This is a genomic window from Mycobacterium cookii (genome assembly GCF_010727945.1).
Lineage (GTDB): Bacteria > Actinomycetota > Actinomycetes > Mycobacteriales > Mycobacteriaceae > Mycobacterium > Mycobacterium cookii.
In genome coordinates this window covers 3,730,060-3,750,482 of sequence record NZ_AP022569.1, presented here as the reverse complement: position 1 = coordinate 3,750,482, position 20,423 = coordinate 3,730,060, and the positions used below count along the sequence as shown (strand labels likewise).

Here is a 20,423-nt window from a genome sequence, read left to right as displayed (position 1 = left end):
TTAGGACCTGGCGGCTTTCAGCTCATCCGGTTCGACTTGCATGATCGACGCGTCGCCGTCTTCTTCGGTCTCCTCGACTGCGGCCTCGGGATCCTTCGCGAGCAGCACCTTGAACGCGTTGTTGAAGAACGCCACGGTCGGCACCGACAGCAACGCGCCCACGATCCCGGCCAGCACGCTGCCGGTCGAGATCGCGACGACGATCGCGAGCGGATGGATCGACACCGCCCGGCCCATCACCAACGGCTGCAGGATGTGGGCCTCGAGCTGATTCACCCCGATGAGCACACCGAGCGTAATGAGTGCGTACACGAATCCCTTTGCCAGCAGCGCCACGATCACCGCCAGGAAGCCGCTGATCACGGCACCGACTAGCGGTATGAAGGCACCGAGGAACACCAGCGACGCCAGCGGTAGCGCCAGCGGCACCGCCATGATCGCCAAACCGGTGCCAACGCCGGCGGCATCGACGAGTGCGACCAGGAATGTGGCCCGCACGTAGCCGATCAGCGAGCCGTATCCGGCGCGGCCGGCGGCCCGCACCCGCTCCCGCGCGTCGGCGGGAACGATCTTGGTGACGTACTCCCAGATGTTGCGGCCGCCGTACAGGAAAAAGATCAGCGTGAAGAACATCAGCAGTGCCGCGGTGATGATCTCGGTGATGGTGGTCGCGGTCGCCAGGGCGCCGCTGGTCAGCTTCTCCTGGTTGTTCTGCAGTGCCTGGACCGCCGCGTTGCCGGCGTGGTCGATCTGCTGGCGGCTCAGGTGCAACGGCCCGTCGATCAACCACTTCTTGGTGGTGTCGATGCTGCGGGTGACCTGATTGACCAGGTCGGGAACCCCGATCACGAATTGGCTGATGACGAAGGTCAGGATGCCGCCCAGGATCGCAAAACCGCCCAGGATCACCAGCGCGACACCGCCGCCGCGCGGCGCGCCGCGGCGGTCCAGCCAGTCCACGACGGGGACCAGCAGCGCGCTCACCATCAACGCGAGAAGCAGTGGGACGACGATGATTTCGAGTTTCGCGATCACCCACAGCAGTGCGACCAGCGCCGCCAGGATGACCAGCAACCGCCAAGACCAGGCTGCGGCCTTGCGCACGATCGGTTCCACCGACTCTGCGGAGTCGTTTGCGGCCTTGTCCGGCATACCGCCAAGACTAGCCGCCGGAGGTCCGGTCAAAACCCATGCCGAACACCAGCGTCGCGCAACGATCCTGGCGCGACCTGCGCGGTTACGCTGAACGCGTGTCGCACGACGCAGCGGCCAGGCGTGTCGACGGGCAGCAGGACGAGCGGGCCCGCGGTCGTTATTGGTGGCTGCGTTGGGTCGCTCTGACCGTTGTCTCGATCGTGCTGGCGGTCGAGGTGGCGTTGGCCTGGGATCAATTGGCCAAGGCCGCCCGAAGTCTCTACACCGCGAAATGGTGGTGGTTGCTGGCCTCCACCCTGGCGGCCGTGCTGTTGATGCACAGCTTCGCCGAGGTGCAACGGACGCTGCTGACGTCGGCAGGCGTGCGGGTCAGGGAATGGCGTTCCGAGGCGGCCTACTACGCGGCCAACTCCCTGAGCACCACGCTGCCCGGCGGTCCGGTGCTGGCGGCGACGTTCTTGCTTCGGCAGCAACGGATTTGGGGTGCGTCGACGCTGGTGGCGTCATGGCAGCTGGTGATGTCGGGTGTGCTGCAGGCCGTCGGGCTGGCTCTGCTCGGGCTGGGCGGGGCGTTCTTCCTCGGCGCGAAGAACAACCCGTTCTCGCTGGTGTTCACCCTGGGCGGCTTCGTTGCCCTACTGCTGCTGGCCCAAGCGGTGGCCTCGCGGCCCGAACTGATCGACGGCATCGGGTGCCGGGTGCTGGCGTCGTTCAACTCGATTCGCGGCAGGCCCGCCGACACCGGCCTGGCCAAGTGGCGCGAGATGCTCTGCCAACTCGAGTCGGTCAGCCTCAGCCGGCGCGACATGGCGGCCGCTTTCAGTTGGTCACTGGTCAACCGGTTCGCCGACGTCGCATGTCTGGGCTTCGCCGCCTACGCGGCAGGCGCGCACGCCTCGCTGGGTGGTTTGACCGTCGCCTGCGCGGCCGCCCGCGCGGCCGGCACGATCCCGCTGATGCCCGGCGGCCTGTTGGTGGTCGAGGCGGTGCTGGTGCCCGGTTTGCTTTCCAGCGGGATGTCGTTGCCCGGCGCGGTATCGACGATGTTGATCTACCGGCTGATCAGCTGGTTACTTTTGGCCGCGATCGGCTGGGTGGTGTTCTTCTTCATGTTCCGGAAGCAGAACGCCGACGCCGACGCCGCAGCCTTACCGCCACCGCCCGAGGACGACAGCGCTACTTGAATGCGCTGATTCCCGGCAGCGCCGTGGCACCGGGCACCGCGTTCTGCGCGCCGGAGACGGCCTGCGCTGCACCACCGGGCAGTCCACCCGGGATCGCTCCCTGCGCGTTCTGCATGAAGCCGAGCACCTGAGGCAGGCTGATCGGCATCTTGCATCGGCTGGACAGGCCCGCCAACGGCAGCGCGATGGTCTGCATGTCGCTGGCCGCCTTCGGGTTCGTGTCGAAGTAGCTCTTCAGCGAATTGACCGAATTGGTGCCCGCGGGCTCCTGCAACACTGTTGTCATCGCCTGGTTGGTCTCCGGGTGCCCGTCGAGGTAGTCGCCCGCGGACCGCGCGACGTTGCTGATCGTCCTGGCCATTTCGCTGGCCGCACAGGGGTCGGTCGCGCTCACCGCAGTCGGCGCGGACAGCAGCACCACCGCCGCGGAACCGCCGAGACCTGTCGCGGTCAGCGCTCCGAGCAGCCGACGGCGCAACGTCACATTGCTCCCAGTCAGGGACGTCATAGATCGCTCCTTGTGGCTTGCGAGCAGCGGTTCGTCTCGCAGACGGCTGGTGGCGGACCGGCCGGCGCCGGTGTCAGCCCGATCGTCATCCTGCCATCGAATCCGGCGCCGCCGCCAACCCAGCCGAAGGGAAACTGGTCACACCGCCCGGGAATCGGCGTCGTTGTGGAGTCGTTGCAGCTCAGCGACTCATAAGCGACGTTGCCAGATAGCTCGCTCGGGTAGGCTGGCCTGCACCCAACCTAATGCGGGGAGATCGAAATCCAGCACTTCATGATGCGCCTAAGCAGCAACCTGCGCAGGTTCCGCTGGCTGGTCTTCACGGGTTGGTTGCTGGCGATGATTGCCGCCGTCTACCTGGTGGTGACCCAGTCGGGTCACCTCACCGGTGGCGGTTTCGACGTGCCCGGATCCCAGTCGCTGCACGTCCACGACGACCTGGAAGCCCACTACCCCGACCAGGGCACGTCGCCGTTGGCGCTGGTGGCCGCGCCGCGCGCGGACGCCGGCTATCAAGACATGAACTCCGCGGCCAACTTCCTGCAGCAGGTCGCCAAGCAGGTTCCCGATGTGGCGGTGGTGAACAACCCCGCTCAGCCGTCGCCGCAGCCCGACCGGCCCTACGTGGTGTCGCTGCGGCTGGACTCCACCAACAACGCCAGCGCCAGCGATGCCGCCAAGAAGCTGCGGGCCAAGGTCGGCGTGCAGGGCACCCGGCCGGGACAGATGGCGGACGGCCGAGTCCGGCTGTACGTCATCGGCCAGGGCGCACTCAGCACGGCGGCGGCGGCCAACACCAAGCACGACATCGCCAAGGCCGAGCAGTGGAACTTTCCGATCATCCTGATCGTGTTGCTGGCGGTGTTCGGATCGCTTGCCGCCGCCGCGATTCCGCTGGCGCTGGGCATCTGCACGGTCGCCATCACGATGGGGCTGGTCTACCTGCTGTCGGCCTACACCACGATGTCGGTCTTCGTCACCTCGACGGTGTCGATGTTCGGTATCGCGCTGGCGGTGGACTATTCGCTATTCATCTTGATGCGTTACCGCGAGGAACTGCGGGCCGGGCGCCAGCCGCAAGAGGCGGTGGACGCGGCGATGGCCACATCGGGTCTGGCGGTGGCGCTGTCCGGGATGACCGTCGTCGCGTCGCTGACCGGTATCTACCTGATCAACACCCCCGCGTTGACGTCGATGGCCACCGGGGCGATTCTCGCGGTCGCGGTGGCGATGCTGACGTCGACGACGATGACGCCGGCGGTGCTGGCGACGTTCGGTCGGTCCGCCGCCAAGCGGTCGGCGGCGCTGCACTGGTCGCGGCGACCCGAAACCACCCAGTCGCGGTTCTGGAGCCAGTGGATCGGTTGGGTGATGCGCCGTCCCTGGGCATCGGCGGCGGCGGCGGCGACCGTGCTGCTCGTGATGGCGGGTCCGGCGCTGTCGATGGTGATGGGCAATAGCCTGCTCCGCCAGTTCAACTCATCACACGAGATCCGCGCCGGAGTGTCGGCGGCGGCCGAGGCGCTGGGCCCGGGTGCCCTGGGCCCGGTGCAGGTGATGGTCACCTTCCCCGACGGCGACGCGTCCTCGCCGTCGCACACCCCGACGCTCGACGCGATCCGGCACGAGATGGGCCAGGCCCCCAACATCATCTCGGTGGCCCCGTCGACGTTCGCCGACAACAACAGCAGCGCTGTGCTCTCCGGGGTGCTGTCGGTCGACCCCGAGGACCTCGGCGCCCGTCGGACCATCGCTTGGCTGCGGGGCCACCTCCCGCAGGCCGGCGGCGCGTCGGCGCAGGTCGCCGTCGGTGGACCGACCGCGCTGATCAAAGACTTCGACGACCAGGTGTCCAGAACTGAGCCGTGGGTGCTGGTCTTCGTCGCCCTGATCGCCTTCGTCATGCTGCTGCTGTCGATCCAGTCGGTGTTCCTGGCCTTCAAGGGCGTGCTGATGACGGTGTTGTCGGTGGCGGCGGCCTACGGCAGCCTGGTCATGGTCTTCCAGTGGGGCTGGCTGGAAAAGCTCGGCTTCGGCCAGATCAGCTCTATCGACAGCACCGTCCCGCCGCTGGTGCTGGCCATGACTTTCGGCTTGTCGATGGACTACGAGATCTTCTTGCTGACCCGCATCCGGGAACGGTTCCTGCAATCGGGCAACACCCACGACGCGGTGGCGTACGGCGTGAGCACCAGCGCCCGCACGATCACCAGTGCCGCGTTGATCATGATCGCGGTGTTCATCGGCTTTGCGTTCGCCGGCATGCCGCTGGTGGCCGAGATCGGGGTGGCGTGCGCGGTCGCGATCGCAGTGGACGCCACCGTGGTGCGTCTGGTGATGGTGCCGGCGCTGATGGCGATGTTCGCCGAGTGGAACTGGTGGCTACCCGCCTGGCTGGAACGCATCCTGCCGTCGGTGGACTTCGAAAAGCCTTTGCCTGCAGTGGATCTCGGCGACATCTTGATGATTCCCGACGACATCTCGGCACCCGCGGTGTCCGGCGCCGACCTGAGGATCGTGCTCAAGTCGGCGGCGCGGCTCAAGGATTTGGCGCCCGACGCGATCACCGTGGCCGACCCACTGGCCTTCACCGGATGCAGCCGGAGCCGGGGTCCGGGGACACGGATCAAGGGCAGCGAGTATGTCGCCAGTTCGACCACCCGGCAGTTGGCGGTGATCGGCGCGCCGACCGGGACTAACGGCCATTCGGGGGCCAAGAAGTTGGTCGGCGGGCGGTCGCACCGCAACGGCGGTAGCCCGGAACGTGCCGCTCCGCGTGCGGTGCGGCCGGTGCACCCGGTCACGTTGTGGCGTGGCCGGCTGTCGGTCGCACTGGATGCATTGGAGACCGAAGCCCGGATCGAGCAGCCGGAGTTCGAACGCTGCAGCCCGATGGAAACCACCCACGTCCAGTTGGCCACCGGTGACCGGCTGCAGATCCCGACCGGCGCCGAGACGCTGCGACTCAAGGGCTACCTGATCATGAGCCGCAACAGCAGCCGCGACTACGCGGATTTCGCCGAGCTCGTCGACACGATGGAAGCCGAGACCGCAGCAGTCGTGCTGGCCAGCATGGACAGGTATTACTGTTGTCGAACACCCAGGCAGCAGTGGATCGCGAGCCAGTTGGTCCGCCGACTCGCCGACCCGTATCCGTCGGATGTTGATAACGATGGTTGGCCCGAGTCCGATACAAAGGCAGACTGGGAAACGGTCAGGCAACGATGCCTGTCCGTGGCCGTGGCGATGCTGGAGGAGGCGAGGTGACGTTGGCAGCGGACCGACGCCATGGGGCGCCGCACCGGCCGGCCGCCCGTGCTCGCAACGGCGACCGTCCGGTCGAGTTCTGGCCGACCTCGGCGATTCGTTCGGCGCTGGAGGGCGGCGACATCGCCACTTGGAAGCAGATCGCCGTCGCGATCAAACGCGACCCGTTCGGGCGCACTGCCCGTCAGGTCGAGGAGGTGCTGGAAACCTCGCGGCCCTACGGCATCTCCAAGGCCCTGGCTGAGGTTCTGGACCGGGCCCGAGCCCACCTCGAGGCCAACGAACGCACCGAAGTGGCCCGCCACGTACAGGTGCTGATCGAACGATCAGGCCTCAAGTTGCCCGAGTTCGCCTCTCGGATCGGCGTGCCCGCAGACGAGTTGAGCGATTACCTCAACGCCACCACGAGCCCGTCGGCGTCGTTGATGATCCGCATGCGCCGGCTGTCCGACCGCTTCGCCAAGGCCCGGTCTCATCAGCCGCCACCGCCGCAGGAGCAGCGTGCTCCGCAGCGGCCGCCTCGCGGCCACTGATGCTCGGTCGGCCCGACGATCTGACGCTGCGCCGAATCCTGGGCGAGACTCGAACCATCGCGGTCGTCGGGGCGTCGCAGAACCCGGCCCGGCCCAGCCACGAGATCTACTCCTACCTGCTGTCGACCGGCCAATATCAGGTGTTTCCGGTCAACCCGACGATCACCGAGATCGACGGCGCGCCAGTATATCCACGGTTGGCCGACCTGCTGGTGACGCCGGATCTGGTCGACGTGTTCCGCCGGTTCGACGAGCTGCCGTCGGTGCTGGCCGACACGCTCGCCCTGGAGCAGCGTCCGAAAACCCTGTGGCTGCAGGAAGGCTTGTGGCATGAGCAGGTCGGCCGCGACGCCGACGCGGCCGGTCTGCAGGTGGTGATGGACCGCTGCCTGATGGTCGAGCACGCCCGGCTGCGTTGATCAGCGTGGGTTGAGCGGCCCGACCCCGAGAACCAGCCAGTGACCGCCCTGCTTGGTCAACGTCACGCGCAGCGCCAGCACTGCGTTGTCGGTCGGCTGACCCGGTTCGTTCTGGGTAGCCCGCATGACGACCGCGACGCTGGCCGCCGCGGGCCCGATCGCCTCGAGGCCGGCCTCCATCGTCGAGGCGGTGGCGGTGACGTTGCGATGCGACAAATCGTTTGTGGCCTTGCCGAATTGATCCCTGAACGTGGTCGCCTGTTCGGGCACCATCATGGCGGCGGCCTTATCGATGGCCGCCATCGGCTCCTGCGGCGAGAAGGTCGCCGTCGCCTCGGCCATGCCGACCGCGATCCGAACCACCTCCGCCGAGTCGACTTTCAGGTCGTGGTCGGGCCTCGCCCAGTGCGTGTAGCCGGTCAGCACCGCGGCGACCACTGCGACCGTGCACAGCGCGACCACCGCCAACCGGAGCGCGGGCGCGTCATCGTCGGTGCCGACCGTCACCGAATCACGGCGCAGCAGCCAGACATTCACCGCCACGCCTTCGACGATCAACAGGATCAGCACCGAACACAGCGACACCCACCACAGCGGCCATGCCAGCACGTAACCGATCGCCAGCAGCGCGGCGATCGCGGCCAGGGGCGCCGCGACGTCGAAAGCAAACACGCGCCAGGCGTTCCTCATCGGATCGACTCCAGCCGCGAGATCATCAACTTGCCATCGACGTCGGAGATCCCGAGCCGCAAGTTCCAGTGCACGGTCTGCGGCTTGCCGCCGGCGTTCTCGCTGACCGACGTGGCCACCACCATGACCGTGTCGGTGCGACGGGCGATGGAGGTCGGCAACTGCTCCGCCGGCGCGGGCCGACCGGGCTGGGCGTCCAGATCATGGTGCACCGTCTCGAACGCCACCGCTTCCACCTCGCCCCGGCTGCGGGACTGCAGCCGCTGGACGACCTGTTGGTAGGGCTGGATCGCGGAGTCGAAATCGGCGTTGAGTTCGCCGACCGTCCCGTCGTGCAGCTTCTGCAAGCTGGCCTGGACATTGTCGGTGTTCATGTTGATCAGCACGCCGGTCCAGTCGGCAGCGGCCTGCATCGCCCGAGTTTCATAGCCACGCTCGTCGACGTCGGTGCGGTGCGCCGACCAGATGAACCAGCCCAGCACTATCGCGGCCACCGACAGCACTCCCAGCACGGCCGAGGCGATGCCGTAAGACGTGATGGCCGGGCCGTCGGCTTCCTCGGGTTCGTCGGGCTCTTGGGGCTTCGGCTCCTCGGCCGTGGTCTGCTCGGCTTGCTCGTCGTCGGGCATGGGCGTGAGCCTAGCCGGGCGACGATGCAGAGCCCGAAGGGCGATGCGGAGGAGCCCGGCCGTCGGACCTAGCCGGGCGACGATGCAGAGCCCGAAGGGCGATGCGGACCGGTACTAAGCCCACGTCGTCAGCGGCAACTCCGGCAGCCACAGCACGCTCTGCGTCGCCGGGTACGCGGTTGCCGCCCGGAAACCGGGAGCCACCCCGAGCTGCCCGGCCCGGTCGAGCCACTCCTCGACCAGTACGTGCAACACCTGCCGGACGATGTGGCCGCCCCGGCAACGCATCGACCCTTTACCCAACGTCCAATGCCGGTGCGCCCTGACGCCAATCACAAGATCATCACTGGACATGGGGTCGCTGCCGTCTCGCTGCACCGCACCGATACACAAGTTCAGCACCATGTCGGCCGGCAGCTCTACCCCACCGACGGTCGTTGGCTGGGTGGTGAATCGCTGGCAACTCGGCACCATCGGCTCCAACCGTAGGAGCTCTTCAATAAATTCACGCATGAGCTCAGGCTGACTTCGAAGCACGTCGCACAATTCGGGGTTGCGGGCCAACTCGAGTACGTGCCAGCCGGCGTGTTTGAACAAGTTGCGGCACGCCTCCAAGAAGACATGGCCGGACCGCCCATTGAGGTGCTCGACAGGCAGTAGTTGCAGGCGCGCCACGCAATCGAACAGGGCGTCGGCCATCGGCGCGGTCACATCGGCCACCGCGTCACCGCCGCCGGCAGCGACGAAACGATCGATCAGCGCGACGGCGGTCGGACGGAACTCCGCCGCGACGTCATGGGCTGCTTTCGGGGCGAACAGCTCCCGGTGAGCCTCGAGATCGCTCTCGGGAAGCGCGCGAGCGCTATCCAAGCTCGCGTCGTCTAGATGCGCCAGCACCTCGTCGCGCCCGACCACGAACACCCAGTTTGCGAACATCCCTTGTGTCGCTGGATGCCGCAACACCGGGCCGGCCTGTCGTGCCAGGCGCCAACCCAGGCCGCGGTCCGTGCTCAGGGCAGTTCCCGCCTCGGCGGGAAAGACCGGACAGTCGGCAAGGTTCACGTGATTACCTAAGCAGCAGTGCTGGCCTGGTAACAATGGTGGCGTGACGGTAGAAGCTATTCGCTCGGGCCTCGACCTGAGCTTTGTCGACGACGCTGCCCGCCCGCAAGACGACTTGTTCGGCTACGTCAACGGCCGCTGGCTGGCGGACCATCAGATGCCGGCCGACCGAGCCACCGACGGCGCTTTCCGGCTGCTTGCCGACCGCGCCGAGGAGCAGGTACGCGACATCATCACCGAGGCTGCGGCGTCGAACGCCCCCGAGGGCACCGACCCGCAACGCATCGGCGACCTCTACGCCAGCTTCATGGACACCGAGACCATCGCGGCCCTGGGCGTGCGCCCACTGCTCGACGAGCTCGCGGGTATCGACGCGACGCAGACGCCCACCGAGCTGGCCGCCCGGCTCGGCGAGCTGCAGCGCACCGGCATCGGCGGTGGCACCAGCATCTACGTCGACACCGATTCGAAGGACTCCACCCGCTATCTGCTGCACCTGTCGCAATCGGGGCTCGGATTGCCTGACGAGTCGTACTACCGCGACCCGCAGCACGCGGCGATCCTCGCGGAGTACCCGAAGCACATCGCGCGGATGTTCGCGCTCGTCTATGGCGGGGACCACGATGACACCGCTGCGCGCATCGTCGCGTTGGAGACCAAAATCGCTGCCGCACACTGGGATGTGGTGAAGCGCCGCGACGCCGACCTGACCTACAACCTGCGGACATTCGACCAATTGCGCTTGGAGGCAACCGGTTTCGATTGGGCCGGGTGGCTGCGCGGGTTGGGCGCCTCGGAAGCGCAAGCAGCAGAGGTTGTCGTCCGGCAGCCCGACGCACTGTCCGTGTTCGCCGCGCTCTGGGAGAGCGAGGACCCCGAGGACTGGAAGCGCTGGCTGCGTTGGCGGGTGATCAGCGGACGGGCGTCGCTGCTCAGCGACGAGATCGTCGACGAAAACTTCGCGTTCTACGGTCGCACCCTGTCGGGCACCGAACAGCTACGTGACCGGTGGAAGCGTGGCGTCTCGCTGGTCGAGAGCCTGATGGGCGATGCTGTCGGAAAACTCTACGTCGAACGGCATTTCCCGCCGGACGCCAAGGCGCGGATGGACGAGTTGGTGGCCAATCTGCGCGAGGCCTACCGCGTCAGCATCACCGATCTGGAGTGGATGACGCCCCGGACCCGCGAGCGGGCGCTGGAGAAGCTCGACAAATTCACCCCGAAGATCGGCTACCCCGCGAAATGGCGTGACTACTCGTCGCTGGTCATCGCCCGTGACGACCTGTACGGCAACTACCGGCGCAGCTATGCGCTGGAGTACGACCGCGACCTGGCCAAACTCGGCGGCCCGGTCGACCGCGACGAGTGGTTCATGACGCCGCAGACCGTCAACGCCTATTACAACCCCGGCATGAACGAGATCGTGTTCCCTGCCGCGATTCTGCAGCCGCCGTTCTTCGACGCCGAGGCCGACGACGCCGCCAACTACGGCGGTATCGGCGCCGTCATCGGCCACGAGATCGGCCACGGCTTCGATGACCAGGGCGCCAAGTACGACGGCGACGGCAACCTGGTCGACTGGTGGACCGATGACGACCGCGCCGAGTTCGGTTCTCGCACAAAGGCTCTCATCGAGCAGTACGATGTCTACACGCCGCGCGGGCTGGAGAACGGCCACCACGTCAACGGTGCATTCACCGTCGGGGAGAACATCGGCGACCTGGGCGGCCTGTCGATCGCGCTGCTGGCGTACCAGCTCTCACTGAAGGGCGCGGACGCGCCCGTCATCGACGGCCTGACCGGCGTTCAGCGGGTGTTCTTCGGCTGGGCGCAGGTGTGGCGCACCAAATCCCGTGACGCCGAAGCGATTCGCCGGCTGGCGATCGACCCGCACTCGCCGCCGGAGTTCCGGTGCAACGGCGTCATCCGCAACATCGACAGCTTCTACGACGCCTTCGAGGTCAGCGAGAAGGACGCGCTGTACCTGGACCCGCAACGGCGAGTGAGGATCTGGAACTAGCCCTCTACATCTGCCAGTCGTTGGAGCCGTCGTTCTTGCTGTACGTCCCGACGGAGTTCTTCACGACGATGGGGTCGCCGGCGCCGAAGTTGGCGAAGAACCACTTCGCGTTCGTCGGGCTGATGTTGATGCAGCCGTGGCTGACGTCGCGCTTGCCCTGGTCGGCCACCGACCATGGTGCGCTGTGCACGTAGTCGCCGCTGTTGTCGAACTGCACCGCGTCCGTGACGTCCACCTTGTAGCCGTAGGTCGAGTTGACCGGCACACCGTAGGTGGACGAATCCATCACGACCTTGGCCTTCTTGTCGAGCACGTAGTAGGTGCCGTTCGGCGTCTGGTGACCGCCCGCCGCCATACCCATCGACATCGGGAAGGTCTGCTCGACCGTCCCGTTGCGGCTGACGACCAGCTGGTGGGTGGCGTCGTCGGCGGTCGCGATCAGCGAGTCGCCGGTGACGAAGTTCTCCTGGGTGCCGGCCGCGTCGACGTGCACCGCGGTGTGGGCGGGCCAGAAGCTGAGCGGACGCCAGCGCACCTGGCTGGAGGTCAGCCAGTAGAACTTGCCGGATACCGGCGGAGTCGACGACACGTGGATCGCCTGTTCGGCCATGTGCTGATCTGCGATCGGCCGTGCGAAGTTGATGATGATCGGCTCGCCTACACCGACCGTTGAGCCGTTGACCGGATTGAAGGTCGGCGGCACGAACGGCGGCGGGCCGGTGAACGGCTCCGGGTTCTGGCCGACGACGGGACCCGAGGGCACAGCGGCCGGGGTGGCTGCGGGCGGTGCGCCGGCCGGGACAGCCGGCGGCGGCGCAAGCGGATCCACCGGAGGCGGGGTCGGCGCCAGCGGGTTGGGCGGCGGCGGCGCGGCCAGCGGGTCGCCGGGCGGCGGCGGTGGCACTGCGGGAGCGTCCACGCCGGGCGGCGGTGGCGGTGGTGCCGGCTCGGGGTCGGCCAGTGCCGAACCCGACCCCAAAGTGAGCACAACGGTCACCCCCACTGCACTGAATGCAGCGGCCAGCGGACCCTTGGTCCATCGCGACATTTGTATCCCTCCAGTCACGGTCTCAGCCCAGTATGCAGTAGCGGAGGGCCCGCCCCTTAATCCGGCGATCGCCACGCCGTCGACAATCCGGCCGGTGACAGGCCGTTGAACTGCGGTTTTACCGGGCTGGTTGAGTGACGGGAGTGTCGAACAAGTGCCGCTCCGCGGCCATCCCGGCGGCCCCGGCACCGATCAGAGTCGCCGACGCGGCGAACATCACCAGCACGCCGTGCTCGTAGAACAGTCCGCCGGTGAACGACCCCGCCATGATGCCGATCTGGAACGCCGCCATGTACAGGCCCGACGCGCCGTCGGGATCGTCGGCGCCGGCGCGCATCGCCGCGGATTGCAGCATCGGCGACACCGCGTTCGCGAAGGCTCCCCACAGCGCGATCGCCGTGACGCCGATCAGGGCGGTCGCCACCGCCGGTAGTCGATGCAACGCCAGGACGGTCAGCACCAGAAGCGTCACGTACAGGCCGACCATGCAGCTGATCGCCGCGGCCCTGGGGCGGTGGTCCATCGGCCGGGCCACCAGCGGCATCGCCAGCAGACCGGCGATGCCGTAGATCGACAGCAACCAGGCGATGTCCGGGCCGCGCACCCCGACGACGTCGCGGATGATCAGCGTGATGAACGTGAACGCGATGTAGTGACCGGTCACCGCGACCATGGTGAGCACGCTGACGATGACCAGCCTGCGATTGCGGTGATGCCCGGCGGCCCGCCCGACGCGGGTGAGCTGCTCATCGGTCAACGACATCGCCGGAAGCACCGCGGCGGCCGCGACGGTGACCACGGCGGCGATGACGGCCACGGCAGCCACCGCCATCCGCCAGCCCCACAGCAGGCTGATCGCCGCGGTGGCCGGGCTGCCGACCACTACGGCCAGACTGATGCCGACATAGATCGATGTGGTGGCGCGTCCGGAGTGACTGGCCGGAACCAGCCGGGTGGCGATCGGCGCCACCACCGAGAGCATCAGGCCGTGGGTGACGGCCGACAGTGCGCGTCCACAGGCCAGCACGACGAAATTGGGCGCCATTGCCGAAATCAGCTGCGAGGCGGTCAGGCACATCAACGACAGCAACAACGCCCGCCGTCGCGGCCAGTGCGCGGTCCAACGGACCAACGGAATCGTGGTCACCGCGGCCACCAGGGCGTACCAGGCCAGCAGCGTCCCGACGACCGGGACGCTGACGTGCAGGCCGCGCGCGATCGCGGGCAGTGCGCCGACCGGCAACAGCTCGGCGGTGACGTAGGTAAAGGAAGCCGCGGCCAGGATCGTCAGCTGAGCCGCGATGCGCGGCGTCCACGGCCCGCTCGCGATGGTTCGGCCTCCGGCGGCACGGGCTGGCCCCACGGCCACTACTCAACCACGCATTGCGCTCAGGAACTAACGATCAGGAACGGACGAGTCGCGCGATGGCGGCCGACGCCTCGGCAAGCTTCTGGTCGGCCTCCGAACCACCCTCGGCCACCGCGCGGGTGACGCAGTGCCCGAGGTGCTCGTCGAGCAGGTTCAGGGCCACTGACTGCAGCGCGTTGTTGGCGGCGCTGATCTGGGTGAGCACGTCGATGCAGTACTTGTCGTCTTCGATCATCTTCGCGATGCCACGTACCTGGCCTTCGATGCGCCGCAGCCGTTTGGCGTAGTTGTCTTTCTGCGACGCGTATCCGTGTGCCATTGCACCCCTCCGGCAATTCGATCTGATCGTGCTCGGGCCATCGCGACGGCACCGGTATTGCCACCATTGTCACCGTCTGGCGGCGCCGTCGCCACAGCACCCCTGCTGAACGGGCGTTTCATCGCCGGATCGGCAATACCCGGTGGGGGTATCTAAATGATTTTGGCCGCCATGCCCGGACCCGCATACTTGAGCGGTGAGCCACAGCAAGGATTCATCGTCCGCCGTCGACATCAAGCCACGCAGCCGCGAGGTCACCGACGGACTGGAGAAGGCCGCGTCGCGGGGGATGCTGCGCGCGGTAGGGATGGACGACGACGACTTCGCCAAACCCCAGATCGGCGTCGCCTCGTCGTGGAACGAGATCACGCCCTGCAACCTGTCGTTGGACCGACTGGCCAAGGCCGTGAAAGAAGGGGTGTTCGCCGCGGGCGGCTATCCCCTGGAATTCGGCACGATCTCGGTGTCCGACGGCATCTCGATGGGCCACGAGGGCATGCACTTCTCGTTGGTGTCCCGCGAGGTGATCGCCGACAGCGTGGAAGTCGTCATGCAGGCCGAGCGCCTGGACGGATCGGTGCTGCTGGCCGGCTGCGACAAGTCGCTGCCCGGGATGCTGATGGCCGCCGCGCGACTCGACCTCGCGTCGGTGTTTCTCTATGCCGGCTCGATCCTGCCGGGCCGGGCGAAGCTGTCCGACGGTAGCGAGCGTGACGTCACGATCATCGACGCGTTCGAGGCGGTCGGCGCCTGTGCCCGCGGATTGATGTCGCGGGAGGACGTCGACATCATCGAGCGGGCCATCTGCCCCGGCGAAGGCGCGTGCGGCGGCATGTTCACCGCCAACACGATGGCCAGTGCGGCCGAGGCACTCGGCATGTCGCTGCCGGGCAGCGCGGCGCCGCCGGCCACCGATCGCCGTCGCGACGGGTTCGCGCGGCGCAGCGGCGAGGCTGTTGTCGGATTACTGCGGCGAGGCATCACCGCCCGCGACATCCTGACCAAAGAAGCGTTCGAGAACGCGATCGCGGTGGTGATGGCATTCGGCGGCTCGACCAACGCGGTGCTGCACCTGTTGGCCATCGCCCACGAGGCCGACGTCAAGTTGTCGCTCGAGGATTTCCGCCGGGTCGGCGCGCAGGTGCCACACCTGGCCGATGTCAAGCCGTTCGGTCGCCATGTGATGTTCGACGTCGACCGGATCGGCGGCGTTCCCGTCATCATGAAGGCACTGCTCGATGCCGGGCTGCTGCACGGTGACTGTTTGACGGTCACCGGCAAGACGATGGCCGAGAACCTGGCGCACATCGCGCCGCCCGACCCGGACGGCAAGGTGCTGCGGGCGTTGGACAACCCGATCCACCCGACCGGCGGCATCACGATCCTGGGCGGATCACTGGCACCCGACGGCGCGGTGGTGAAGTCTGCCGGTTTCGACTCGGACGTTTTTGAAGGCACCGCAAGGGTTTTCGAGCGTGAGCGGGCGGCGCTGGACGCCCTCGAGGATGGCACCATCACCCACGGCGACGCGGTGGTGATCCGCTACGAAGGCCCCAAGGGCGGGCCGGGAATGCGGGAGATGCTCGCGATCACCGGTGCCATCAAGGGCGCCGGCCTCGGCAAGGACGTGCTGCTGTTGACCGACGGCCGGTTCTCCGGGGGCACCACCGGCCTGTGCGTCGGGCACATCGCGCCCGAGGCCGTCGACGGTGGACCGATCGCCTTCCTGCGCGACGGCGACCGGATCCGGCTCGACGTCGCCAAGGCGACGCTGGACGTACTGGTCGATCCCGACGAGTTCGCTTCCCGCCGTGAGGGTTTCACTCCGCTGCCGCCGCGCTACAACTCCGGCGTGCTGGCCAAGTACGTCAAGCTGGTGGGCTCGGCCGCGACCGGAGCGGTCTGCGGCTAGCCCGGTGACGGCGAGCGCCGGAAGGCGCGAGTGAGGAGCCGGGCAATCCGGCGCTAGCCCGGTGACGGCGAGCGCCGGAAGGCGCGAGTGAGGAGCCGGGCAATCCGGCGCTAGCCCGGCGACGGCTAGCGCACCACGGCGATCGCGAAGCCGTCCCAGTGCTTGGCGCCCACCGTCTGCAGCACCGCGGTGTCGAGCCGGGGATGCTCGCCCATGATCTCCAACGCCCGCCGGGTGCCCTGCACGACCGCGTCGCCGCTTTCCGGCGACAGGATCGATCCTTCGCGAATCACGTTGTCCACGATCACAACTGAACCCGGGCGGGTCAGCTTGACGGCCCACTCCAGGTAACCGGGGTTGTTTTCTTTGTCGGCGTCGATGAACACCAGATCGAAGGGCCCGCCGCTGACGTTCGGTAGCGAATCCAGGGCGGCGCCGACCAGGATCTCCACCTGGTCGCCCACACCGGCGCGATCGAGATTTGCCCGGGCGACCTCGGCGTGCTTCTGCTCGTATTCCAGCGTGACCACCCGCCCGTCGGGACCGGCGCCGCGAGCCAGCCAGATCGTGCTGAACCCACCCAGAGTGCCGATTTCCAGGATGCGACGGGCCCCGATGGCGCCTGCCAACAGGCTCAGAAACTTGCCCTGCTGAGCCGACACAGCGATCTTGGGCAACCCGGCCGCGTCACTGGCTTCGAGGGCGGCAGCCAGCGCAGGATCGTCGTCCAAGACGATCGAGTCCAGGAAATCGTCGACGGCGGCAGGAGTCGGCTGTGAGGTCATGAGTCAACGCTAGCCGCCCGCCGATAACGGCCGCCACCGCATTTCGCTGTCCTTGCTATATACCCCCTGGGGGTATAACGTGGATGGTGTCCAGGTCCGAGCAAGCAGAGGTAGAACTATGTCGTATGAAGCGGGAACGTTGTTGAGCTGTGGTCACGATGGTTGTGGCTGTCGGGTTCGTATCGAGGTCGCATGTCACTGCGCCGGTGACCACGCTTACGTGTGCAAGTGCGGCGACGAGCTGGTCGAAGTCAGCTAGCGCACACCTTCTTTCGTGTAGACGACCCGCAGTACGTGGCCGATTTCGGGTCCCATCACCAGCTCGGCCAACGTGCACAGCGTGGCGACAAACTGCGGTCCGTGCGGCGGTGCCGCGTGACACAGATGGTGGGCAATTTCATGCAGCACCACCAATTCACGCATCGCCCAGTCCGCGGTGGCCAGATCGGGAACGGCGATAACGCCTGTGCCGTCGCGGTTTTCGTAGTGCGCCGCGCTCGCGGCCCGTCGCGCCCGTACCGTCACCGGCGCCACTGCCGGCCACTCGCGTCGCACAGCGGGCAACGTCAACACGTCGTCGACGTATCGCTGCACCGAAGCCACCGAGCCGAACCGCGCCTCGGGCGGCAGCGTCAACTGCGCGCCGAAGAACTCGATGCCGCGCGATCCGTGTTCGGCAGCGCGGTCGAACAGTGTCCGCACGAATTCCTCGGCGGCATAGACCTTTGCGCGCTGCCAATCCCGGGCAGGCGGTTCCTGCGCGCTCACCGCTCGAGCGCGCTCCGCGCCCCCGAGAGTTCTGAAGCGGACCCGAGCCTGGCCCGCCGGCCCGCGCGGTCTCCCGCTCGGCGGGCCGCTGACGAATATCCCGCGGTGGCCCGGCTTGCCTGCCAGGTGCCCCGCGCCCGAGACGCGCTGCGGTAGTAATCGCGAAGTTCAAGGTCCTTGTTGCGCAACGCAATAGCGGTTCCCGGCGCTCGCCGACGGTCTTTCTTCGCTTCGCGCTGGGTTTGGTCGCGGGCCTCGGTGAGCCGATGGCCGACCCGTGCGCCGAAGGCCAGCTGGAAGTTCAGCCGCGCGGTGATCGTCGGGGTGGGCCGGTGCGCACCCGAGGAGATGTAGCCGTCGGACGCGCGGACCATCTGCACCACCAGGCTGGCGTAGAGCGCGTGGGTGGCGTCGATGTCCTCGCTGAATCCGTAGGCGTACACGAACGTCGAGTTCGATGCGACATCGCAGCGCACGTCGTTGGCCGACGCAATAACCACGAACAGCTGCACGTAGGTTCGTAATCCTTTGGTGCCGGCCGCGCCGATGGTGATGGTGCGCTGAATCGGCATCTGCGCGGGTGTGCGCTTGTCGGCGTGCGACCGGGCGACGGCCAAGTCGATGGACGTCGCGGTGGCCAGCCGTTGGGCGGCCGCCATGAACGCCTCGGCCTCATGCGCGTTGTCGGTGCCTTCGGCCTGACGTAACAGTGCTGCGATCCGCGCCAACATCTTGTCGTCACTCACAGCGCTCCCCATCGCTCAATACCCGGCTCATCACACCAAAGTAGAGGACCCGTAGGACTTTCCGTCGCAGCAATTCACAGTCGCGCGTTGACCCACGAGACGACGTCGTCGAGCACCTGGTCCTGCTCCGGCTCGTTGAAGACCTCGTGATACAGCCCCGGATAAACCTTGAGTTCGACATCGGAGCTGCCGACGGCCTCGACCAATTGATGACTGCCGATCTCCGGGATCAGTCGGTCCTCTGATCCGTGCACGACCAGCAGCGGCGCGGTAATCGACGCGGCGCGCTGCGGCATCGTCTCGCCGACCAGCAGCAGCGTGCGGGCGATGCCGCCCGGGACCTTGCCGTGATAGACCAGCGGGTCGGTGTTGTAGGCATCCACCACGGCGGGGTCGCGGGAGACCGCGCTCGCGTCGAGTTCCTGCAGCGGCAGACCCGGCGCGATCGCCCCGATGGTCTTGGCGAACCAGGCCAGCAGCGGCGAGATCGCGGTCTGCGCCGCGACCGCCGGCCCGGACAGCACCATCAGGTGGTAGTCGTCGGGATGTTCGACGCCGTAAGCGAATACGATCCCGCCGCCCATGCTGTGACCGAGGACGGTGCGCGGAAGATCCGGATGCTCCTTGGTGGCGATACCGACCAGGGTGTCGAAGTCGCCGGTGAACTCGGAGATGTCTTTGACCAGCACCCGCTTGCCGCCCGAGCGGCCGTGTCCGCGGTGATCGAGCGCATAGGTGATCAACCCGTCGCGGCCGAACCGTTCGGCGACGTGGTCATAGCGGCGGGCATGTTCGCCCAGGCCGTGCGCGAGAATCACCACGCCCCGCGGTTCGGCGTCCGGGGTCCACACGTCGTAGACAATGCGCACACCGCCGACGCCGTCGAAGGTGTGTTCGGTGCGCGTGGTTGCCATCAGGGGCAGCGTAGACCCACGCGTCCGCCATAGCCCGCCACTGGCCGGGGCGTCCAGCGGTTCGGATGTCGTCGTCGATCCGTAAGCTCGGTCCGGTGAGCGTCCTCGCCCGGGAGTTGGCCGACGACGGCCAGGCCGATTTCTCTGCTACCGCCGAGCCTTACCGGCGCGAACTGCTAGCGCACTGCTACCGGATGACGGGGTCGTTGCACGATTCCGAGGACCTGGTGCAAGAGACCCTGCTACGGGCCTGGAAGGCGTACGACCGGTTCGAGGGCAAGTCCTCGGTGCGCACCTGGCTGCACCGCATCGCCACCAATACCTGCCTGACCGCTCTGGAAAGCCGGCGCCGACGGCCGCTGCCGACTGGGCTGGGCGCGCCGAGTTCGGATCCGACCGCGGATCTGGTCGAGGGTGCCGACGTGCCATGGCTCGAGCCTTTTCCCGAGTCGGCGAGCGATCCCGCCGACCCCGCGTCGATCGTCGGGTCGCGCGAATCGGTCCGGTTGGCGTTCGTGGCAGCCCTGCAACATCTCTCGCCCCGCCAGCGCGCCGTGCTCGTGCTGCGTGACGTGCTGCAGTGGAAGGCCGCCGAGGTCGCCGACGCGATCGGCACCAGCACGGCCGCCGTCAACAGCTTGCTGCAGCGTGCGCGTTCTCAACTCGACGCCGCCCAGCCGAGCGCCGACGATCCGGTGACGGCACCGGATTCGCCGGACGCCCAGGATCGATTGGCGCGCTATATCGCCGCCTTCGAGGACTATGACATCGAGCGGCTGACGGAGTTGTTGACCAGCGAGGCGATCTGGGAGATGCCGCCGTACCTCGGCTGGTATCAGGGCGCGCAGGCGATCATCACGCTGATTCACCAGCAGTGCCCGGCCGAATCCCCCGGCGACATGCGGCTCATCCCGATGATCGCCAACGGGCAGCCCGCCGCCGCGATGTATATGCGGGACGGCGACGGCCACGTCCCGTTTCAGCTGCATGTGCTGGACATGCACGCCCACGGCGTGTCCCGGGTGGTGGCATTCCTCGACACCAGCCTGTTCGCAAAATTCGGCCTGCCCGAACGGCTTTAAGTTTTCGTTGCGG

The 20,423-nt window shown here is 67.3% G+C and carries 19 protein-coding genes and 1 pseudogene; 8 read left to right on the top strand and 12 right to left on the bottom strand.

All coding sequences use genetic code 11. From position 1 onward, the window contains the following. Positions 1 to 1,152 (bottom strand): AI-2E family transporter, encoded by a 1,152-nt coding sequence (locus G6N27_RS17740; RefSeq protein WP_163778373.1) that lies wholly within the window; start codon positions 1,150 to 1,152, stop codon positions 1 to 3. Between the two features lie 98 nt (positions 1,153 to 1,250). Here G6N27_RS17740 and G6N27_RS17735 point away from each other — a divergent pair, with 98 nt between their 5' ends. Then, complete coding sequence (locus tag G6N27_RS17735) at positions 1,251 to 2,339, top strand: lysylphosphatidylglycerol synthase transmembrane domain-containing protein (protein WP_232064650.1); 1,089 nt, start codon at positions 1,251 to 1,253, stop codon at positions 2,337 to 2,339. On the opposite strand, the gene G6N27_RS17730 is transcribed toward G6N27_RS17735, so the two are convergent. Continuing rightward, on the bottom strand, positions 2,332 to 2,847 hold the full coding sequence (locus G6N27_RS17730; protein ID WP_163778367.1) for a hemophore: 516 nt from the start codon (positions 2,845 to 2,847) through the stop codon (positions 2,332 to 2,334). The genes G6N27_RS17735 and G6N27_RS17730 overlap by 8 nt on opposite strands. Positions 2,848 to 3,120: 273 nt before the next feature. Here G6N27_RS17730 and G6N27_RS17725 point away from each other — a divergent pair, with 273 nt between their 5' ends. Genes G6N27_RS17725 through G6N27_RS17715 form a run of 3 tightly spaced genes read left to right on the top strand, consistent with a single transcriptional unit; the run spans position 3,121 to position 7,066 of the window. Beyond that, on the top strand, positions 3,121 to 6,114 hold the full coding sequence (locus tag G6N27_RS17725; RefSeq protein ID WP_163778364.1) for an MMPL family transporter: 2,994 nt from the start codon (positions 3,121 to 3,123) through the stop codon (positions 6,112 to 6,114). Further along, entirely contained in the window at positions 6,111 to 6,647 is a 537-nt protein-coding gene (locus G6N27_RS17720) for a helix-turn-helix domain-containing protein (protein ID WP_163778360.1), read from the top strand. The genes G6N27_RS17725 and G6N27_RS17720 overlap by 4 nt, the downstream gene beginning before the upstream one ends. Next, on the top strand, positions 6,647 to 7,066 hold the full coding sequence (locus G6N27_RS17715) for a CoA-binding protein (protein WP_163778357.1): 420 nt from the start codon (positions 6,647 to 6,649) through the stop codon (positions 7,064 to 7,066). Before G6N27_RS17720 ends, G6N27_RS17715 begins: the two co-directional genes overlap by 1 nt. On the opposite strand, the gene G6N27_RS17710 is transcribed toward G6N27_RS17715, so the two are convergent. The 3 genes from G6N27_RS17710 to G6N27_RS17700 form a co-directional block, all read right to left on the bottom strand. Next, on the bottom strand, positions 7,067 to 7,756 hold the full coding sequence (locus tag G6N27_RS17710) for a hypothetical protein (RefSeq protein WP_163778354.1): 690 nt from the start codon (positions 7,754 to 7,756) through the stop codon (positions 7,067 to 7,069). It abuts the gene before it with no gap. Beyond that, positions 7,753 to 8,385, bottom strand: coding sequence for a hypothetical protein (locus G6N27_RS17705; RefSeq protein ID WP_163778350.1), 633 nt, complete (start codon positions 8,383 to 8,385; stop codon positions 7,753 to 7,755). The genes G6N27_RS17710 and G6N27_RS17705 overlap by 4 nt, the downstream gene beginning before the upstream one ends. Before the next feature lie 114 nt (positions 8,386 to 8,499). Next, a complete protein-coding gene (locus tag G6N27_RS17700) occupies positions 8,500 to 9,447 on the bottom strand; it encodes a cytochrome P450 (protein ID WP_163778348.1) in 948 nt (315 codons plus the stop codon). A gap of 43 nt (positions 9,448 to 9,490) precedes the next feature. Here G6N27_RS17700 and G6N27_RS17695 point away from each other — a divergent pair, with 43 nt between their 5' ends. Further along, a complete protein-coding gene (locus G6N27_RS17695; RefSeq protein WP_163778345.1) occupies positions 9,491 to 11,467 on the top strand; it encodes a M13 family metallopeptidase in 1,977 nt (658 codons plus the stop codon). Positions 11,468 to 11,471: 4 nt separating this feature from the next. Here G6N27_RS17695 and G6N27_RS17690 read toward each other — a convergent pair whose 3' ends face one another. The 3 genes from G6N27_RS17690 to ricR form a co-directional block, all read right to left on the bottom strand. After that, complete coding sequence (locus tag G6N27_RS17690) at positions 11,472 to 12,515, bottom strand: L,D-transpeptidase (protein ID WP_163778342.1); 1,044 nt, start codon at positions 12,513 to 12,515, stop codon at positions 11,472 to 11,474. Positions 12,516 to 12,633: 118 nt separating this feature from the next. Then, positions 12,634 to 13,878, bottom strand: coding sequence for an MFS transporter (locus G6N27_RS17685; protein ID WP_269474270.1), 1,245 nt, complete (start codon positions 13,876 to 13,878; stop codon positions 12,634 to 12,636). 40 nt (positions 13,879 to 13,918) lie between these two features. Continuing rightward, positions 13,919 to 14,203 (bottom strand): copper-sensing transcriptional repressor RicR, encoded by a 285-nt coding sequence (gene ricR / locus G6N27_RS17680; RefSeq protein WP_163778339.1) that lies wholly within the window; start codon positions 14,201 to 14,203, stop codon positions 13,919 to 13,921. Positions 14,204 to 14,399: 196 nt separating this feature from the next. On the opposite strand from ricR, the gene ilvD reads away from it, so the two are divergent. Beyond that, positions 14,400 to 16,115 (top strand): dihydroxy-acid dehydratase, encoded by a 1,716-nt coding sequence (gene ilvD, locus G6N27_RS17675; RefSeq protein ID WP_163778336.1) that lies wholly within the window; start codon positions 14,400 to 14,402, stop codon positions 16,113 to 16,115. A 125-nt stretch (positions 16,116 to 16,240) separates the two neighbouring features. Here the strand turns inward: ilvD and G6N27_RS17670 are convergent, their stop codons facing one another. Continuing rightward, positions 16,241 to 16,900: an O-methyltransferase gene (locus G6N27_RS17670; RefSeq protein WP_163778333.1), complete on the bottom strand. Its 660-nt coding sequence runs from the start codon at positions 16,898 to 16,900 to the stop codon at positions 16,241 to 16,243. 118 nt (positions 16,901 to 17,018) lie between these two features. Here G6N27_RS17670 and G6N27_RS17665 point away from each other — a divergent pair, with 118 nt between their 5' ends. Then, a complete protein-coding gene (locus tag G6N27_RS17665) occupies positions 17,019 to 17,159 on the top strand; it encodes a metallothionein (RefSeq protein WP_163778330.1) in 141 nt (46 codons plus the stop codon). Here the strand turns inward: G6N27_RS17665 and G6N27_RS17660 are convergent. The 3 genes from G6N27_RS17660 to G6N27_RS17650 all read right to left on the bottom strand — a co-directional run bounded on the left by G6N27_RS17660 (position 17,156) and on the right by G6N27_RS17650 (position 19,328). Next, the gene (locus tag G6N27_RS17660) at positions 17,156 to 17,668 is read right to left on the bottom strand and encodes a TIGR04338 family metallohydrolase (protein WP_163778326.1); all 513 of its coding nucleotides are present in this window, start codon (positions 17,666 to 17,668) and stop codon (positions 17,156 to 17,158) included. The genes G6N27_RS17665 and G6N27_RS17660 overlap by 4 nt on opposite strands. After that, a complete protein-coding gene (locus tag G6N27_RS17655) occupies positions 17,665 to 18,414 on the bottom strand; it encodes a DUF2786 domain-containing protein (protein ID WP_163778322.1) in 750 nt (249 codons plus the stop codon). The genes G6N27_RS17660 and G6N27_RS17655 overlap by 4 nt, the downstream gene beginning before the upstream one ends. Positions 18,415 to 18,488: 74 nt before the next feature. Beyond that, positions 18,489 to 19,328, bottom strand: a complete 840-nt coding sequence (locus tag G6N27_RS17650) for an alpha/beta hydrolase (RefSeq protein WP_163778319.1) — start codon at positions 19,326 to 19,328, stop codon at positions 18,489 to 18,491. On the opposite strand from G6N27_RS17650, the pseudogene G6N27_RS17645 reads away from it, so the two are divergent. Further along, positions 19,276 to 20,410: pseudogene (locus G6N27_RS17645) on the top strand (sigma-70 family RNA polymerase sigma factor). The gene G6N27_RS17650 and the pseudogene G6N27_RS17645 overlap by 53 nt on opposite strands. The last annotated feature ends 13 nt before the right edge of the window (positions 20,411 to 20,423 follow it).

Excerpts from the sequence above, each read along its gene's own strand:
- G6N27_RS17725 (WP_163778364.1), top strand. The coding sequence starts at position 3,121 with ATGATGCGCCTAAGCAGCAACCTGCGCAGGTTCCGCTGGCTGGTCTTC.
- G6N27_RS17710 (WP_163778354.1), bottom strand. The coding sequence starts at position 7,756 with ATGAGGAACGCCTGGCGCGTGTTTGCTTTCGACGTCGCGGCGCCCCTG.
- G6N27_RS17650 (WP_163778319.1), bottom strand. The coding sequence starts at position 19,328 with ATGGCAACCACGCGCACCGAACACACCTTCGACGGCGTCGGCGGTGTG.
- ricR (WP_163778339.1), bottom strand. The coding sequence starts at position 14,203 with ATGGCACACGGATACGCGTCGCAGAAAGACAACTACGCCAAACGGCTG.
- G6N27_RS17665 (WP_163778330.1), top strand. The coding sequence starts at position 17,019 with ATGTCGTATGAAGCGGGAACGTTGTTGAGCTGTGGTCACGATGGTTGT.
- G6N27_RS17690 (WP_163778342.1), bottom strand. The coding sequence starts at position 12,515 with ATGTCGCGATGGACCAAGGGTCCGCTGGCCGCTGCATTCAGTGCAGTG.
- G6N27_RS17740 (WP_163778373.1), bottom strand. The coding sequence starts at position 1,152 with ATGCCGGACAAGGCCGCAAACGACTCCGCAGAGTCGGTGGAACCGATC.
- G6N27_RS17730 (WP_163778367.1), bottom strand. The coding sequence starts at position 2,847 with ATGACGTCCCTGACTGGGAGCAATGTGACGTTGCGCCGTCGGCTGCTC.
- G6N27_RS17715 (WP_163778357.1), top strand. The coding sequence starts at position 6,647 with ATGCTCGGTCGGCCCGACGATCTGACGCTGCGCCGAATCCTGGGCGAG.
- G6N27_RS17670 (WP_163778333.1), bottom strand. The coding sequence starts at position 16,900 with ATGACCTCACAGCCGACTCCTGCCGCCGTCGACGATTTCCTGGACTCG.
- G6N27_RS17705 (WP_163778350.1), bottom strand. The coding sequence starts at position 8,385 with ATGCCCGACGACGAGCAAGCCGAGCAGACCACGGCCGAGGAGCCGAAG.